The organism is Methylobacterium terricola, from assembly GCF_006151805.1.
Taxonomy (GTDB): domain Bacteria; phylum Pseudomonadota; class Alphaproteobacteria; order Rhizobiales; family Beijerinckiaceae; genus Methylobacterium; species Methylobacterium terricola.
This window is the reverse complement of the sequence record NZ_VDDA01000009.1, coordinates 192,328-208,725: the sequence shown is the minus strand read 5'-3', so window position 1 is coordinate 208,725 and position 16,398 is coordinate 192,328. Positions and strand designations below refer to the sequence as shown.

At 72.4% G+C, this 16,398-nt stretch carries 13 protein-coding genes; 11 read left to right on the top strand and 2 right to left on the bottom strand.

Translation table 11 applies throughout. The annotated features are described in order from the left end of the window. Positions 1 to 104: 104 nt before the first annotated feature. Positions 105 to 3,227 (top strand): PAS-domain containing protein, encoded by a 3,123-nt coding sequence (locus FF100_RS20190; protein WP_139037524.1) that lies wholly within the window; start codon positions 105 to 107, stop codon positions 3,225 to 3,227. 71 nt (positions 3,228 to 3,298) lie between these two features. Then, positions 3,299 to 3,985: an SDR family oxidoreductase gene (locus FF100_RS20185; RefSeq protein ID WP_139037523.1), complete on the top strand. Its 687-nt coding sequence runs from the start codon at positions 3,299 to 3,301 to the stop codon at positions 3,983 to 3,985. 234 nt (positions 3,986 to 4,219) lie between these two features. Here FF100_RS20185 and FF100_RS20180 read toward each other — a convergent pair whose 3' ends face one another. After that, positions 4,220 to 4,843 carry a TetR/AcrR family transcriptional regulator gene (locus FF100_RS20180; protein WP_139037522.1) on the bottom strand — a complete coding sequence of 208 codons (624 nt, stop codon included), beginning with the start codon at positions 4,841 to 4,843 and terminating at the stop codon, positions 4,220 to 4,222. A gap of 119 nt (positions 4,844 to 4,962) precedes the next feature. Between FF100_RS20180 and FF100_RS20175 the strand changes: the two genes are divergently transcribed. The 6 genes from FF100_RS20175 (at position 4,963) to FF100_RS20150 (ending at position 12,190) form a co-directional block, all read left to right on the top strand. Further along, positions 4,963 to 5,655, top strand: a complete 693-nt coding sequence (locus FF100_RS20175) for a PspA/IM30 family protein (protein ID WP_139037521.1) — start codon at positions 4,963 to 4,965, stop codon at positions 5,653 to 5,655. Positions 5,656 to 5,695: 40 nt separating this feature from the next. Then, positions 5,696 to 5,968 carry a YiaA/YiaB family inner membrane protein gene (locus tag FF100_RS20170; RefSeq protein WP_139037520.1) on the top strand — a complete coding sequence of 91 codons (273 nt, stop codon included), beginning with the start codon at positions 5,696 to 5,698 and terminating at the stop codon, positions 5,966 to 5,968. A 139-nt stretch (positions 5,969 to 6,107) separates the two neighbouring features. Further along, entirely contained in the window at positions 6,108 to 9,527 is a 3,420-nt protein-coding gene (locus tag FF100_RS20165; protein WP_139037519.1) for an acyl-[ACP]--phospholipid O-acyltransferase, read from the top strand. Positions 9,528 to 9,638: 111 nt separating this feature from the next. Then, positions 9,639 to 10,781 (top strand): ATP phosphoribosyltransferase regulatory subunit, encoded by a 1,143-nt coding sequence (locus FF100_RS20160; protein WP_139037518.1) that lies wholly within the window; start codon positions 9,639 to 9,641, stop codon positions 10,779 to 10,781. Further along, complete coding sequence (gene hisG, locus FF100_RS20155; RefSeq protein WP_171070263.1) at positions 10,781 to 11,779, top strand: ATP phosphoribosyltransferase; 999 nt, start codon at positions 10,781 to 10,783, stop codon at positions 11,777 to 11,779. The genes FF100_RS20160 and hisG overlap by 1 nt, the downstream gene beginning before the upstream one ends. A 135-nt stretch (positions 11,780 to 11,914) precedes the next feature. Further along, complete coding sequence (locus FF100_RS20150) at positions 11,915 to 12,190, top strand: type II toxin-antitoxin system RelE/ParE family toxin (RefSeq protein ID WP_139037567.1); 276 nt, start codon at positions 11,915 to 11,917, stop codon at positions 12,188 to 12,190. A 30-nt stretch (positions 12,191 to 12,220) separates the two neighbouring features. Here FF100_RS20150 and hemA read toward each other — a convergent pair whose 3' ends face one another. Further along, positions 12,221 to 13,504: a 5-aminolevulinate synthase gene (gene hemA, locus FF100_RS20145; protein ID WP_139037517.1), complete on the bottom strand. Its 1,284-nt coding sequence runs from the start codon at positions 13,502 to 13,504 to the stop codon at positions 12,221 to 12,223. A 241-nt stretch (positions 13,505 to 13,745) separates the two neighbouring features. On the opposite strand from hemA, the gene FF100_RS20140 reads away from it, so the two are divergent. The 3 genes from FF100_RS20140 (at position 13,746) to FF100_RS20130 (ending at position 16,378) form a co-directional block, all read left to right on the top strand. Next, positions 13,746 to 13,946, top strand: coding sequence for a hypothetical protein (locus tag FF100_RS20140; RefSeq protein ID WP_139037515.1), 201 nt, complete (start codon positions 13,746 to 13,748; stop codon positions 13,944 to 13,946). Positions 13,947 to 14,059: 113 nt separating this feature from the next. After that, complete coding sequence (gene murA / locus FF100_RS20135; protein ID WP_139037513.1) at positions 14,060 to 15,349, top strand: UDP-N-acetylglucosamine 1-carboxyvinyltransferase; 1,290 nt, start codon at positions 14,060 to 14,062, stop codon at positions 15,347 to 15,349. A gap of 192 nt (positions 15,350 to 15,541) precedes the next feature. Beyond that, the gene (locus FF100_RS20130) at positions 15,542 to 16,378 is read left to right on the top strand and encodes a class I SAM-dependent methyltransferase (RefSeq protein ID WP_171070262.1); all 837 of its coding nucleotides are present in this window, start codon (positions 15,542 to 15,544) and stop codon (positions 16,376 to 16,378) included. The last annotated feature ends 20 nt before the right edge of the window (positions 16,379 to 16,398 follow it).

Sequence of the window (16,398 nt, the reverse complement as noted above, 5' to 3'; positions counted from 1 at the left end):
GCGTCACCCCCCGATCACCGTCGCGACGGGACGACGTGTCCTCGGTCATGCCTTATACACGTTCAGCTTGCGGCGGATCGCAAGCACGTGGGGCCGGGTGAATCGTGTCCGATCGCCATCAGAGCGGCGAAGACCTGCAGGGCGGCGACGGCGGGGCGCGGCCGTCCGGCGTGCCGGCGCGGCGGCTCCGGACCTACATCGCCGGGCTCGCGGTCGCCCTGCTGGTGCCGGCCTTCCTCATCATGGCCCTCCTGGCGCAGCGCTGGGTCCAGGCCGAGCAGGCGCGGATGGAGGAGCGGACCGCGACGCTCAACGCGCATGCGGTGGAGCAGATCGACCGCTTCCTCAGCGGCCAGATCGCGATGCTGCAGGCGCTCGCCACCTCGCCGGCCCTCGAGGCCGGCGACTTCGCCCGGTTCGACCGGCAGGTCCGCGAACTCGTGCGCCTCCAGGGCATCAAGATCGTCCTGCGCGAGCTCGACGGCCGGGAGCGCGTCAACACCCGGCTTCCCCGCGGCGAGCCGCTGCCCCAGGTCGTCCTCCCCGAGGACCACCGGGTGCGGGAGACCGGCGCGCCGGCGATCTCCGACTTCATGATCGGAGCCATCACCGGCAAGCCGATCGTCGCCGTCACGGTACCGGTGATGCGCGACGGCGCGACCGCCTATCTCCTCGATGCCAGCCTGCCGGCCGGCCTGTTCGGCGACCTGTTGCGCGAGGCCGGCGTCACCGCGCCCTATTCCGGCTCGGTCGCCGACCGGGCGGGGATCATCATCGGCCGCTCGGTCGCCACCGGCATGGCTGCGGGCCGGCTGCTGCCGGGCTTCGAGACGGCGACGGGGGATACCGGGCGGTGGTCCGGCCGCAACCTCAGCGGCATCCCGGTCTTCGGCACCCATCACCGCTCGGGCCTCTCGGGCTGGACGGTGACGATCGGCATCGAGCAGGCCGCCCTGCGGGCGCCGCTCGTCACCTCCGTCATGGTGCTGGCGCCGGTGATCCTCGGCCTCGGCCTGGTCGCGCTCCTCGCCTCGCTGCTCATCGGGCGGCGCATCCTGCTCGCCAAGGCCCTGCTGTCGCGGGCCGCCGCCGACCTCAGCCGCGGCATCCCGCTGGCGAGCCCGGTGACGCCGGTCCGGGAGGTGAACGAGGTCGGGGCGGTGCTGGCGCAGACTTCCGCCACCCTGCACCGGCAGGCCGACGCCCTGCGCAAGAGCAACGCCGACTTGGAAGAGCGCATCGCCGAGCGCACCCGCGAACTCATGGCCCAGGAGGCGGTGCTCAAGACCACCCTCGACGCGATGGACCAGGGCCTGATCATGGTCGACGCGCACGGCACCGTCGCGGTCGCCAACCGGCGGTTCGCCGCGCTGCTGGACCTCGACCCAGGCTTCCTGGCGGCCCGGCCGACCCGGGCCGAGATGCGGCGGGTGCTCGACGCGGCGGGGGAATATGACGGGCTCGACCCGGCCATCGCGCAGGCAATCGCGATGGCCGATTTCGCGGTGATCGGCAGGCGCTACGAGCGCGTGAGGCCGGACGGCACGGTCCTGGAGGTCCACGCCGCGCCGACCGCCGGCGGCGGCGTGCTGCGCACCGTCTCCGACATCACGGCGCGCCGCGCTGCCGAGGCCGCCCTGCGGCGCGAGACGGCGCTCCTCGACGCGACGCTCGCCAATATGGACCAGGGCGTGCTGGTGATCGACGCCGCCGGGATCATCCAGCTCTGCAACGAGCGGGCGATCGACCTCCTCGGCCTGCCGCCCGGCGACCGCCACGCCGGGCGGCCCTTCGCCGATCTCGTGGCCTGGCAGGAGGCGGGCGGCGAGTTCGGCGCGGCGCGGCCGGACCGCGATGCCTGGCTCAAGCTCCGGGGCGACCTCCTCGCCGCGCCCCCGGTCTACGAGCGCGCCCGCCCGAACGGCACCGTCCTCGAGGTGCGCACCGTGCGCCTCGCCGAGGGCGGGGCGATCCGCACCTTCTCGGACGTGACCGAGCGCAAGCGGCGCGAGCTCGCGGTGCTCGAGGCCAACCGGGTCGCCGAGGCGGCGCGAGCCCAGGCGGAAGCGGCCCAGGCCCAGGCCGAGGCCGCGAGCGCCGCCAAGACCGAGTTCCTGGCCACCATGTCCCACGAGATCCGCACGCCGCTCAACGGCGTGATCGGCTACGCCGATCTCCTGGCGCGCGAGGGCGGCCTGCCGGCCGAGCAGCGCCGCAGCGCCGAGCGGATCCAGGAGGCCGGCCAGGCCCTGCTCACGGTCGTCAACGACATCCTCGACTTCTCGAAGATCGAGGCCGGGCAGATCGACCTCGACCCGCAGCCCTTCGCGCCGGCGGCGCTCGCCGACAACGCGGTCTCGATCGTCCGGACCGCGGCCGACGGCAAGGGCTTGGCCGTCGCGGTGCGGCTGGAGGCCGGGATCGCCCCCCGCCTCGTCGGGGACGTCGACCGGCTGCGCCAAGTGCTGCTCAACCTCCTGGTCAACGCGATCAAGTTCACGCCCGCCGGCAGCGTCACCGTGAGCCTCGCGAGCGTGCCGCTCGCCGACGGACGCCACGCCCTGCGGGTCGCGGTCCGCGATACCGGGATCGGCATCCCGGCCGACCGGCTCGGCCGCCTGTTCCAGCGCTTCTCGCAGGTCGACGGCTCGATCCAGCGCCGCTTCGGCGGCACCGGCCTCGGCCTCGCCATCAGCCGCCGGCTCGTCGAGACCATGGGCGGCGAGATCGGGGTCGAGAGCCGGTCCGGCGAGGGCTCGACCTTCTGGTTCGCCGTGCCGCTGGCGGAGGCCGCCGCCGAGGCTACGGCCCGGGAGGGCGGCACCGCGGCGCCCCTCGCGCGGCCGGCCCGGATCCTCCTCGTCGAGGACAGTCCGATCAACCAGGAGATCGCCCGCGCCATCCTGGAGCGCCGCGGCCACCGGGTGACGGTGGTGGGCGACGGCGCCGAGGCGATCTCGGCGGTGCAGGCGGGCGGCCACGACCTCGTGCTGATGGACGTGCAGATGCCCGGCATGGACGGCCTGACCGCGACGCGCCACATTCGCGAGCTCGGCCCGCCCCTCGGCCGCCTGCCGATCGTCGCGCTCACCGCCAACGTCCTGCCGCAGCAGGTCGCGCAGTTCCGCGCCGCCGGCATGGACGACCATCTCGGCAAGCCGTTCCGGCCCGAGGAGCTGCTGGCCACGGTGGAGCGCTGGAGCGCGGCGCGGGCCGCCGCGGCCTGACCGATTGCGGGCGCTTGCCGGGGCGGTGCGGGCCCTACTTCATCACCCACTGATACCGATCGGAGGCTCGCATGGCCAAGCATGACCGCAGCGCGTTGATCGTCGGGGCCTCGCGGGGCTTGGGGTTGGGGCTCGCACGGGCCTTCCTCGCCCGCGGCTGGGCGGTCACCGCCACGGCGCGCGGCGAGGCGCCGGCGCTCGCCGCCTTGAGCCCGATCGCGCCCGAGATCGCCCGCGTCGACATCGACGACGATGCCGGGGTGGCGTCCTTGCGCGAGTCCCTCGCGGGCCGCAGCTTCGACGTGGTCTTCGTCGTCGCAGGGGTCGCCGACGGCGCCCATGTGCCGCTGCCGCAGGGCGACCGGGCGAGCGCGCTCAAGGTCTACGAGACCAACGCGGTGAGCCCGATCCGTTTCGCCGAGGCCTTCGCCGACAGGATCGCTCCCGGCGGCGTGATGGTGCTGATGAGCTCGATCCTCGGCAGCGTCTCGCTCAACGAGGGCGGCACCTGGGAGAGCTACCGGGCGAGCAAGGCCGCCCTCAACACGCTCGCCCGCTCCTTCGCCGCCCGCCACCGCGACGCCCCCTTCGGCACGGTGCTGATGCATCCGGGCTGGGTGCGCACTGACATGGGCGGGCCGGAGGCCGACATCGACGTGGCGACCAGCGCCGAGGGGATGGTCGGGGTGGTCGAGGGGCGGCTCGGGCAGCGGGGCTGCGTGTACCTGGATTATCGGGGCGAGACGGTGGCGTGGTGAGCGTCCGGCCCTGCCGACCGACCTGCCGGCCCTGACACGCTCCTCGTCATTCCGGGCCCGCACCGCGGCGCCCGGAATCCAGACGCGCCGAAGGTCCAGGAATGAGCGGAATCCATCCCGCCTCGCCTCGGACGCTCAAGCGCTTCGGGATCCCGGGCTCCGCTGCGCGGCCCCGGGATGCGCCCGTGAGGCGGAACGCTAGCGACCATCCGGCCGGTCCGGGGAATGCCTGTTTCACCCCTCCGCCAACCCCCGCCCCAATGCCCCCACCACGACCTCGATCTGCCCGCGCAAGACCGGCTCGCTCAGCACCATCAGCTTCTCGTCGAGGCCGAGGCTGACGAGGCCGTGGGTGGCGGAGAACAGCGATCGGGCGAGCAGCGCCCGCTCCCGCTCGCCGAGATCCGGGCGCAGCACCCGCAACGGGGCCTCGATGTACCGGAACAGCCGCACCTGCTCGACGAGGTACCAGTCCGGCAGCGCCTGCGTGACCCGGTGCTGGAACAGCGCGCGCCAGCGCGTCGTGTTCTGCGCGGCGAAGTGCAGGTAGGCCACCGCCAGCCGCACCAGGGTCGCCACCGCGGCGTCCCGCTGCGCCGGGGTCGGGGGGCCGTCGGGCTCCGGCGGCAGCGGGACGGTGGCGATCACCCGGTCGAACAGGGCGAGCGTGCGCAGGTTCACCGACAGGATCAGCGCGTCGAGGTCGGGAAACACCGTGTAGATCGCGCCGAGCGCGCAGCCGACCTCCTTCGCCAGGTCGCGGGCCTTCAGTCCCGACAGGCCGCTCTCCGCGATGGTGCGCTCGGCTCCGTCGAGCAGGGCCGCCTTCAGCCGCTCCCGCCGATCATCGTTGCGCATGCGCCGGCCGCCTCCCTGAACAACGTTCAAAATTGCGCTTGAACAACGTTCAAGCCTGTGGAAGGATGCGTTTGTGAACAACGTTCACAGACCTGGCGCCCGCCGACCCGGAGCCCCCGATGCTCAACCTCCTCTCCACCCTCGTCCGCGGCGCCGCCGCCCGCGCCGCCGAGGACCTGCACGATCAGCACGCCTTCCTGATCCTGGAGCAGCAGCTGCGCGACGCCGCGGCCGCCCTCGACGACAGCCGCCGGACCCTGGCGCGGGCGATCGCCCAGGAGACCGCGGACGCGAAGGCGCAAGGAGCGCTCGCCGGCCGGATCGCCGAGCTGGAGGCCCGGGCCGTCGCGGCACTCGCCGGCGGACGCGAGGACCTGGCGGCGGAGGCCGCCGAGGCGATCGCCGAGATGGAGGAGGACGCGCGAGCCCTTGAGACGACCCGCGCCGCCTGCGCCGCGGAGGTCGCGGCCCTGCGCCGGGCGGTCCGCAAGGGCACCCGCCAGTTCGCCGAACTGGAGCGCGGCCAGCGCATCGCCCGGGCGGCGGAGGCGGTGCGCCACCTGCGGGCCCGGCGCGGCACGGGGCTGGGCAGCCCGGCGGCGCTCGCCGAGGCGCAGGCCACCCTGCGCCGCCTGCGCGAGGCCCAGGCCGCGGATGCCGCCTCCGACGAGGCCCTGGCCATCATCGAGGCGGCGGCGCCGGATTCGCTGTGCGAGCGCCTGGAGGAGGCCGGCTTCGGCCCGCGCACCCGGCCGAGCGCCGGCAGCGTGATGGAACGCCTGCGCGCACAGGCCGAGGCCAAGGCGGCCTGACCGCCTCCATCCCGTTCTACCCGTTCGAGGAAACCCCATCATGACCCCGCAGAACCCGCAGCACACCTCCGCCTGGGTGGCGTTCACCTACGCCTCCTTCATCGGCGCCGCCACCATGGTGGCGGGCGGCATCCTGTTCCTGCCCCTCGACCTCTGGACCAAGGGCTACCTCGCCATGGGCGTGACGATGCTGGTCCAGTCCTGCATCACCCTGGTCAAGACCGTGCGCGACAACCACGAGGGCAAGCGCCTCGTCAACCGCATCGAGGATGCCCGGGCCGAGCGCCTGCTGATGGAGATGGGCAAGGAGTAGCCGCCCCGACGGGGGAGACGGCGCCTCGACATCGGATCGCCGCAGATCGCAACAAGAAAACCGATTAGGGTTTACCGGCTAAGCGGTCTCCCGACGCGGCTTCGCCCGCACGACCCGTCACCGAGCGAGGAACGCCCCCATGTCCGGAAAGCTGATGGCCAGCCGGCGCTTCGCGCCCCTGTTCTGGTGCCAGTTCTTCTCCGCCTTCAACGACAACTTCCTCAAGAACGCCCTGGTGTTCCTGATCATGTTCGGGGCGGGCGGGGTCGGCGGCGGGGCGGATGGCGGCTCGGCGGCCCTGGTGACGCTGGCCGGCGCGGCGTTCATCGCGCCGTTCTTCTTCCTCTCGGGCCTCGGCGGCGAACTCGCCGACCGCTACGACAAGGCATTCATCGCCAAGCGCCTCAAGGCGGCGGAGATCCTGGCGGCGGGCGTCGCGGTGCTGGGCTTCTGGCTCGCCTCGGTGCCGGTCCTGTTCGTGGCCCTCATCCTGTTCGGGATCGTGGCGGCCCTGTTCGGGCCGATCAAGTACGGCATCCTGCCCGATCACCTGGCCCGCGCCGAGCTGCCGGCCGGGAACGCCTTGATCGAGGCCGCGACCTTCCTCGCCATCCTCACCGGCACCATCGCGGGCGGGCTCGCCGTCACCCATGGCGGGGCGCATGCCTTCGGCCTCCTGGTGATGGGCTTCGCCGTCCTGTGCTGGCTGTCGAGCCTGCTGATCCCGAAGACCGGCGAGGCGGCGCCGTACCTCCAGGTGAACCGCAACGTGCTGCGCTCGACGGGCAACCTGATGCGCGACCTCTACGAGGACACGCGGCTGTGGCGCACCGGCCTCATCACCAGCTGGTTCTGGCTCGTCGGCGCGGTCGTGCTCGCCCTGCTGCCGGCCCTGGTGAAGGGCACCTTCGGCGGCGACGAGACGGTGGTGACGGCGCTGCTGGCGATGTTCTCGGTCGGCGTGGCGCTCGGCTCCGGCCTCGCCTCCTGGCTCTGCGCCGGACGGATCGTGATGCTGCCGACGCCGGTCGCGGCGCTCGTCATGGGCCTCGTCTCGCTCGACCTCGCCCACGTCGCCGCCACCAGCGTGCCGCCCCCCTCCGCGATCGGCGCCCTCGACTTCCTGGGCTCCTGGCGCGGCGTCCGCATCGCCCTCGACTTCGTGCTGCTCGCCGCCGCCGCCGGCCTGTTCATCGTGCCGTCCTTCGCCGCGCTCCAGGCCTGGACGCCGAAGGAGCGCCGCGCCCGGGTCATCGCCGCCTCGAACGTGCTCGCCGCGGCGCTCATCGTGCTCGGCGCCGTCGGCCTTGCGCTTCTCCAGAAGGCCGGCCTGTCCTCCGCCGGGCAGTTCCTGATCGTCGGCCTCGCCAACCTCGCCGCCGGCATCGCCATCCTGGCGGTCCTGCCGACCAGCGGGTTTCGCGACTTCCTGTCGATCGTGTTCCGGGCCTTCTACCGGCTGGAGGTGCACGGGCTCGAGAACATCGAGAAGGCGGGACCGAACGCGATCATCGCCCTCAACCACGTCAGCTTCCTGGATGCAGGCCTCGCCCTGTCGCTGACCGAGCGCGACCCGACCTTCGCCATCGACCACACCATCGCGCAGAAATGGTGGGTGCGTCCGTTCCTGTGGATGACCCGGGCGCTTCCCCTCGACCCGACGAAGCCGATGGCGACGCGCACGCTCATCAACGCCGTCAAGGCCGGCGAGACCCTGATCATCTTCCCCGAGGGGCGGCTCACCGTCACCGGCAGCCTGATGAAGGTCTATGACGGCGCCGGCCTCATCGCCGACAAGTCCGGCGTGCCGGTGGTGCCGGTGAAGATCGAGGGGCCGGAGCAGACGGTGTTCTCGCGCCTGTCGCGGGCCCAGATGCGCCGGCGCTGGTGGCCGAAATTCACCGTGACCGTGCTGGAGCCGGTGCGGCTCGACGTCGATGCGGGCCTGAAGGGCAAGGCCCGCCGCCAGGCCGCCGGCGCCGCGCTCTACGGGGTGATGTCGGACCTGATCTTCCGCACCGCGCCGATCGACCGCACGGTGTTCGAGGCGGTGGTCGACGCCGCCGAGCGCGAGGGCGGCTCCCGGGTCGCCGTCGAGGATCCGGTCACCGGCAAGCTCTCCTACCGCCGTCTGCTCATGGGCGCCCGGGTGCTGGGGGGCAAGCTCGGGCCGCTGGCCCCGCGCGGCCGGGCGCTCGGCGTGATGCTGCCGAACGCCAACGCCGCCGCCGTCACGGTGCTCGGGGTGATGTCGGCCGGCCGGGTCCCGGCGATGATCAACTTCACGGCGGGTGCCGCCAACATCCTCAACGCCTGCAAGGCGGCGGAGATCGACACGATCGTCACCTCCCGGGCCTTCGTGCAGAAGGGCCGCCTCGATGCTCTCCTGGAGACGTTGAGCCAGAGCCTGACCATCGTGTACCTGGAGGATGTCCGCGGCCGGATCGGCCGGCTCGACAAGCTGCGCGGCTTGTTCGGGTGGCGCCGGTCGCTCCACCCGCGCCGCCCGGACGACCCGGCGGCGATCCTGTTCACCTCGGGCAGCGAGGGCACGCCGAAAGGCGTGGTGCTCTCCCACCGCAACATGCTGGCCAACGCCGCCCAGGCCCAGGCGCGGATCGATTTCGGCCGCACCGACAAGGTGTTCAACGTCCTGCCGGTGTTCCACTCGTTCGGGCTCACCGTCGGGCTGGTGCTGCCGCTGGTCTCCGGCGTGCCGGTCTACCTCTACCCTTCCCCGCTGCATTACCGGGTGGTGCCGGAGCTGGTCTACGGCTCGAACGCGACCATCCTGTTCGGCACCGACACCTTCCTGGCGGGCTATGCCCGCGCCGCCCACGCCTACGATTTCCGCTCCCTGCGCTACATCCTGGCCGGGGCCGAGCCGGTGAAGCCGGCGACCCGCAAGGCCTACGCCGAGAAGTTCGGCCTGCGCATCCTGGAGGGCTACGGCGTCACCGAGACGGCGCCGGTGCTGGCGCTGAACACCCCGATGTTCAACCGCTTCGGCACGGTCGGGCGGATCATGCCCGGCATGGAGGCGCGGCTGGAGCCGGTCCCGGGCGTGAGCGAGGGCGGGCGCCTGTTCGTGCGCGGGCCGAACGTGATGCTGGGCTACCTGCGCGCCGAGAATCCCGGCGTGCTGGAAACGCCCGCGGAGGGCTGGCACGATACCGGCGACATCGTGACGATCGACGCCGACGGCTTCGTCACCATCCGCGGCCGGGCCAAGCGCTTCGCCAAGGTCGGCGGCGAGATGATCTCGCTCGCCACGGTCGAGGCGCTGGCCGCCGAGCTCTACCCGGAGGCGGCGAGCGCCGTCGCCGCGGTGCCGGATGCCCGCAAGGGCGAGCGCCTGGTGCTGGTGACCGAGAAGAAGGACGCGAGCCGCAGCGCCTTCCAGGCCGAGGCCCGCGCCCGGGGCCTGAGCGAATTGGCGGTGCCGGCCGAGATCGTCACCGTCGACAGGCTGCCGCAGCTCGGCTCCGGCAAGGTCGATTTCGCCGCCGTGACGCGGCTTGCCACGGAGCGGACCCGGCCGGCGGAGGTGGCGGCCTGACGGAGCCTTGGAGCGTCGGCGCGCCTCGGCAGAGAGCCGTCGCGCCCCATGGTCGCCAAGCCCGCCCGGTGCTGCTACAGGGCGGCCCAAGCAATTTGGGTATTGGGACCAATGACGGGTAACGGAGCCGCGGCCCCCCGGCCGGCGGCGGCGCACGAGGCGCTTCTGGCGCTGTTCGAGGACCGGGGCTACGCGCGGGTCGAGCCGCCGGTGCTGCAGCCGGTCGAGCCCTTCCTGGAGCTGTCCGGCGAGGATATCCGCCGCCGCATCTTCATCACCCAGGACGGTGCCGGGGCGGAACTCTGCCTCAGGCCCGAATACACGATTCCGGTCGGGCGCCATCACCGCGCCGTCGCCGACGGGCAGGCGGCGGATTACAGCTATCTTGGCCCGGTCTTCCGCCTGCGGGCGGCGGAGCCCGACGAGTTCCACCAGGCCGGCATCGAGTCGATCGGCCGGACCGACGTGCCGGCGGCCGATGCCGAGATCCTGGGGCTCGCCCTCGACGGGCTCGACCGCCTCGGGCGCCGCGAGCACCAAGGACCCTTCGCGCAGGTCCGCCTCGGCGACATGGGGCTGATCACCGCGCTCCTCGACGCGCTGAACGTCCAGCCGGCGGCCAAGCGCCGGACCCTGCGGGCGGTCGCCGCCGGGCGCTCCCTCGACGCGATCGCCGCGCCGGTCGCGGTCGATGCCGCCCATGCGGGCCTCCTCGCCGCCATCCAGGGCCAGGACCCGCAAGGAGTGCGCGCCTTCGTCGAGGACGTGCTCGCCATCGCGGGCATCAGCCGGGTCGGCGGGCGCACCGCCGGCGAGATCGCCGAGCGCTTCCTCGCCAAGGCCGCGGCCCATGCCGAGGGCGGGGCCGGCCTCGGATCGAAGGCCCGCGAGGTGCTGGACGCCTATCTCGCGCTCACCGGCGATCCCGACGCCGCGGCGCTCGCCGCCCGCGACCTCGCCCGCCGGGCCGGGCTCGACGATCCGCGGCTGGAGGCGGCGCTCGCCCTGTTCGAGGAGCGCAACGGCTTCATCGCCGCCCGCGGCCTGCCGCTCGAGCGCTTCGTGTTCACCGGCAGCTTCGCCCGCAACCTCGACTATTATACCGGCTTCATCTTCGAGGTCGGGCAGGACGGCGAGAAGCCGGTGGTCGGCGGCGGTCGCTACGACGGCCTGCTCCAGCATCTCGGCAGCCGGGACGCCCTGCCCGCCGTCGGCTGCTCGTTCTGGCTCGAACGCCTGGAGGGGGCGCGCTGATGAGCGACACGATGAATGCGGCTTCCCTCGACGGTCCGCTCGTCCTGGCGGTGCCCTCGAAGGGCCGTCTGCAGGAGAACGCCGCCGCCTTCTTCGGCCGCGCCGGCCTGACGCTGGCCCAGACCAGCGGCGCCCGCGACTATCGCGGCCGCCTGAAGGGCGTGGACGGGGTCGAGGTGCGCTTCCTCTCGGCCTCCGAGATCGCCGGCCAGCTCGCGAGCGGTGCGGCCCATCTCGGCATCACCGGCGAGGACCTGATCCGCGAGACCCTGCCGGACGCCGCCGGCCAGGTCGAGCTCCTGACGCCGCTCGGCTTCGGCCAGGCCACCGTGGTGGTGGCGGTGCCCCAGGCCTGGATCGACGTGCGCTCGATGAGCGACCTCGACGAGGTGGCGAGCGACATGCGGGTGCGCCACGGCCGTCGCCTGCGCATCGCCACCAAGTACGTCAACCTGACCCGGCGCTTCTTCGCCGAGCACGGCGTCGCCGATTACCGCATCGTCGAGAGCTTAGGGGCCACCGAGGGCGCGCCCGCCTCCGGCAGCGCCGAGATCATCGTCGACATCACGACGACCGGCGCCACGCTCGCGGCGAACGCCCTCAAGATCCTCGACGACGGGGTGATCCTGCGCTCGGAGGCGAACCTCGTCGCCTCCCTCGCTGCCTCGTGGAGCGAGACCCCGCGCCGGGCCGTCCAGGCGGTGCTCGGCCGGATCAGCGCCGAGGAGCGCGCCCGCACCACCCGCGAGGTCAGGGCCGGCATGCCGGTCTCGGGCGAGATCGACCTCGCGGGCCTCGCCGCCCTGCACGAGGCCGAGCTGCCCTACGGCGCGCCGGAGGGGCGGGGTGAGATCGTGCTGCGCTGCCCCACCGACGCCGTGTTCGGCCTCGCCGATGCGTTGGTGCAGGCCGGCGCCCAGGCGGTGAGCGTGCGGCGGATCGACTACGCCTTCGCGGCGGAGAACCCGCTGGTGGAGCGGTTGCTGGGGCGGATCTGACGGCGGTCAGAGAGCGTCACGCCTCGGGTACCGCCGCCGGCCGCGAGGCGATGGGACCTGTGTGCCATCCGTGCTCTGAGAGCGGGTGGCACGCAAAGAGGCCCTGAGCGATGACGGAACGGCTTCGGCAAGCCACTGCGGCTCACGCTCCGGGCTGAGGCGGATCTTGAGCACATCGCCGACGATCTCCACGCCCGCAATCCAGGTGCGGCTTTGCGTGTCGAAAGGCGGCTTCAGGCCGCACTTCGGCCCGTTTCCGCTTACCCGGGAATAGGCGAGCGCAAGCAACACGATGGGCGGCGTTTCGCCGTGCCGCGCTGCCCATCCCTCATCTTCTCCGGCATCGATCTGGCGCTCAACGAAGTCAGTGTGTTGACCATCCGCCACGCCGCCCGCCGGGAGGAGCACTGACGGGCACCGCCAGCGCTCCAGCTAAAGGGCCTACTCTGCCGCCTCCACGAACACCGTCCCGGCCCGCGGCAGGTCCAGCGCGTCCCACACCTCCACCAGCGCCTCGCGCAGGGCCGCGATATGCGCCTCGCCGTGGAACGGCGAGGGGGTGATGCGCAGGCGCTCGGTGCCGCGCGGCACGGTGGGGTAGTTGATCGGCTGGATGTAGATGCCGTGGCGCTCGAGCAGCCGGTCGGCCGCCGCCTTGCAGGCTTCCGCGTTCCCGACCATCACCGGCACGATGTGGGTGTCGGTGGCGAGCACCGGCAGGCCGGCATCGAGGAGCGCCGCCTTGGTGCGGCCGGCCTGGCGCTGATGCGCCTCGCGCTCGGTGCCGGATTGCTTCAGGTGGCGGATCGACGCGATGGCGGCGGCGGCGATGGCCGGCGGCAGCGCCGTGGTGAAGATGAAGCCGGGGGCGTGGCTGCGCACCGCGTCGCAAAGCGCCGCCGAGCCGGTGATGTAGCCGCCGACGCAGCCGAAGCCCTTGGCGAGCGTGCCCTCGATCACGTCGACCCGGTGCATCACCCGGTCGCGCTCGGCGATGCCGGCGCCGCGCGGGCCGTAGAGGCCGACCGCATGGACCTCGTCGAGATAGGTCAGGGCGCCGTAGCGTTCGGCGAGGTCGCAGATCTTCCCGATCGGCGCCACGTCGCCGTCCATCGAGTAGACGCTCTCGAAGGCGATCAGCTTCGGCCGGTCGCCGGCCGCGATCAGCAGCTCCTCGAGATGGGCGAGGTCGTTGTGGCGGAAGATGCGCTTGTCGCAGCCCGACTGGCGCACGCCCTCGATCATCGAGTTGTGGTTGAAGGCGTCGGACAGGATCAGGCAGTTCGGGATCAGCTTGGCGATCGTCGAGATGCCGGCCTGGTTCGAGACGTAACCGGAGGTGAAGACGAGGCCCGCCTCCTTGCCGTGCAGGTCGGCGAGCTCGCGCTCCAGGTCGACCAGCGGCGAGTTGTTGCCGGCGATGTTGCGGGTGCCGCCGGCGCCGACGCCGCAGCGCTGCGCGGTCTCGGTCAGCGCGCCCACCACCGCCGGGTGCTGGCCCATGCCGAGATAGTCGTTCGAGCACCACACGGTGATCTCGCGGGGGGCGGCGTCCGGCCGGCGCCACCGGGCGGTGGGAAAGCGGCCGTTGATGCGCTCGATATCGGCGAAGACGCGGTAGCGGCGCTCGCCGTGCAGGCGCTCGATGGCGCCGCGGAAGAGGGCCTGGTAATCGGTCGCGCCCTGAACGGTCGCGGGGCGGGTCTCGGGCCGGGTCTCGGGCATCGTGGTCCTTCGCGGTCTGGCCGAACGTGGCGTCCGGGGCGGGACCGGGCCTGGCCCCGGGGGGAGCCGGTCCGCGCGGCGGAGGGGCCGAATCGCCGATCCACCGCTGGTCGCGCCTTGATCTCGCTCGAATGCGACGGCTTTGTCTTTAGAAGAAGTCGAGGGCGAGGCGGGCGTTCTGACGCCTCCCGCGCGGGCACGGAAGCTGGAAATTGGTCATGGCGACGAAGGGTCGCGCGCGATGAGCGGGCAGGATGGCGGAACCCGGGAGCAGCGGTTGAAAGCCGCCCTGCGGGACAACCTCAAGCGACGCAAGGCGCAGGCGCGGGGCCGCGAGTCGGCCGAGGTGGAGGCAGCCGGGGCGCAGGCGACCGCGGCGGCGTTGCCCGGCGACGCACCGTCGGAACAATCCGCGGATCGAACCGGCAGTGATCGGCGTTGACGGGCAAGCGTAGCGGTAGCATCGCTGCGGTGCAATAAACGGGTTTTCCGAATCGAGGCGCGCTTCAACGGCGCGCGGGACGCGCCGGACGAGGCGCGAGGGACGTTGTCATCATGGATCGCATCCACATCGTCGGCGGCCAGCCGCTTCACGGCATCATCCCGATCTCGGGCGCCAAGAACGCGGCCCTGCCGCTGATGATCGCCAGCCTGCTCACCGGCGAGACGCTGGAACTGTCGAACGTGCCCCGGCTCGCCGACGTGGCGTCGCTGCTGCGCATCCTCGGCAATCACGGCGTCGACCACATGGTGGTGGGCAAGCGCCCGGGCCAGACCACCGAGGCCGGCCAGACCATCCGGCTCACCGCCTCGAACGTCATCGACACCACGGCGCCCTACGACCTGGTCTCGACCATGCGGGCGAGCTTCTGGGTGATCGCGCCGCTGCTCGCCCGCTTCGGCGAGGCGCGGGTGTCGCTGCCCGGCGGCTGCGCCATCGGCACGCGGCCGGTCGACCTCTTGCTGATGGCGCTGGAGACCCTCGGCGCCACGATCGAGATCGACGGCGGCTACGCGGTGGCCCGCACCAAGAACGGGCTTCGCGGCGGCGAGATCAAGTTTCCCAAGGTCACGGTCGGCGGCACCCACGTCGCCCTGATGGCGGCGGTGCTCGCGCACGGCACCACGGTGATCGAGAACGCCGCCCGCGAGCCGGAAGTGGTGGATCTCGCCGCCTGCCTGGCGCGGATGGGCGCGCGGATCGAGGGCGCCGGCACGCCGCGCATCGTGATCGAGGGCGTGTCGCGCCTCTCGGGCGCCCGGCACGCGGTGCTGCCCGACCGGATCGAGACCGGCACCTACGCCATGGCGGTGGCGATGACCGGCGGCGACGTGACGCTCGAGAACACCCGGGCCGATCTGCTGCACAGCGCCCTCGACATCCTGGGCACCACCGGCACCGAGGTGACGCCCCTCGACCACGGCATCCGGGTGCGCCGCAACGGCCACGGCATCGCGGCGGTCGACATCACCACCGATCCGTTCCCAGGCTTCCCGACCGACCTCCAGGCCCAGTTCATGGCCCTGATGACCAAGGCCCGGGGCCAGTCGCGCATCCGCGAGACGATCTTCGAGAACCGCTTCATGCACGTGCAGGAATTGGCCCGCCTCGGCGCCAAGATCCGGCTCGAGGGCGACGTGGCGGTGGTCGAGGGCGTCGAGCGGCTGAAGGGCGCGCCCGTGATGGCGACCGACCTGCGCGCCTCGGTGTCGCTGGTGATCGCGGGGCTTGCCGCCGAGGGCGAGACCCAGATCAACCGAGTGTATCACCTCGACCGCGGCTTCGAGGCGCTGGAGGCCAAGCTCGTGCGCTGCGGCGCCGAGATCCGGCGCGAGCGGGTGTAGGTTCACTATCAGACGATCCGTCGAACTCGCCTAATGGAACCGGCGTCGCGGCGGCCCGGCGGAAGTCTCCGCCGGGCTCAAGCCTCCGTTAGGCTTGAACCGCGTCAATCGTTGTCGCTGCGGCCGGGGCGCGGCATCGTGCGGCCACTCTCGACCAGCCCGGGCGAGAGTGGCCCCACGCGGAGCGAAGCCGTGCCCTCTCTCTCGACCAAGCTGATCCCGCCGGGGATGCTGAACGTCATCAAGCGCTCGCCGGCCCTCTACGCCGTCGGGCGCAAGGCCCGCTTCGCGCTCGGCTCGCGCCTCGGCGCACGGCCGGTCGCCGGCATCGGCCGGGCCCATTACAACGACTTCATGCTGACCTCGACCGCCCCCGACCGGGTCGCGAGCTACATGACGGGCGCGCGCCAGTTCGTCGACATCCTGGAGGCGGCGCTCAAGGAGGCCGGGCGCGACTGGGATTCGGTCGGCCGGGCGCTGGAGATCGGCTGCGGCTACGGCCGCATCGTGCGCGAGCTGTCGCGCCGGCTGCCGGGCGAGCGGATCGCGGTCTGCGACGTGATCGACGAGGGCGCCCGCTTCACGGCGTCCGAGTTCGGCGCCACCAAGGTGCCGGTGATGGAGCAGGCGGCGGTCAAGCCGTCCGCCACTTACGACCTCATCTACCTGCTCTCGGTCTATACCCACCTGCCGCGCGACTTCGTGGTCTCGAACCTGCGCGACGTCGCTCGCGCCCTCAAGCCCGGCGGCGTCGCGGTGTTCACCATCCACGGCCAGGGCTCGGCCGAGACGGCGGAGCGCTACGAGCAGTACTGGCTCGACAAGCCGGCGGTGCTGAACGCGATGGCGCAGGACGGATACTACTATGCCCGCTACCCGTATTACACCGACGAGTACGGCCTGACCTGGTTCACCAAGGACGCGGTCGCGCGGCTGGTGGCCGAGGCGGCGCCGGAGCTGGAGCCGGTCTCCTACCGGCCGATGCAGCTCGACGCGCACCAGGACGTGTTCGTCTACCGCAAGCGCTGAGGCCTGCCGGGAGGCCGTGC

Coding starts and splice junctions, on each gene's coding strand:
- FF100_RS20185 (WP_139037523.1), top strand. CDS start 3,299: ATGGCCAAGCATGACCGCAGCGCGTTGATCGTCGGGGCCTCGCGGGGC.
- FF100_RS20180 (WP_139037522.1), bottom strand. CDS start 4,843: ATGCGCAACGATGATCGGCGGGAGCGGCTGAAGGCGGCCCTGCTCGAC.
- FF100_RS20175 (WP_139037521.1), top strand. CDS start 4,963: ATGCTCAACCTCCTCTCCACCCTCGTCCGCGGCGCCGCCGCCCGCGCC.
- FF100_RS20170 (WP_139037520.1), top strand. CDS start 5,696: ATGACCCCGCAGAACCCGCAGCACACCTCCGCCTGGGTGGCGTTCACC.
- FF100_RS20165 (WP_139037519.1), top strand. CDS start 6,108: ATGTCCGGAAAGCTGATGGCCAGCCGGCGCTTCGCGCCCCTGTTCTGG.
- FF100_RS20160 (WP_139037518.1), top strand. CDS start 9,639: ATGACGGGTAACGGAGCCGCGGCCCCCCGGCCGGCGGCGGCGCACGAG.
- hisG (WP_171070263.1), top strand. CDS start 10,781: ATGAGCGACACGATGAATGCGGCTTCCCTCGACGGTCCGCTCGTCCTG.
- hemA (WP_139037517.1), bottom strand. CDS start 13,504: ATGCCCGAGACCCGGCCCGAGACCCGCCCCGCGACCGTTCAGGGCGCG.
- FF100_RS20140 (WP_139037515.1), top strand. CDS start 13,746: ATGAGCGGGCAGGATGGCGGAACCCGGGAGCAGCGGTTGAAAGCCGCC.
- murA (WP_139037513.1), top strand. CDS start 14,060: ATGGATCGCATCCACATCGTCGGCGGCCAGCCGCTTCACGGCATCATC.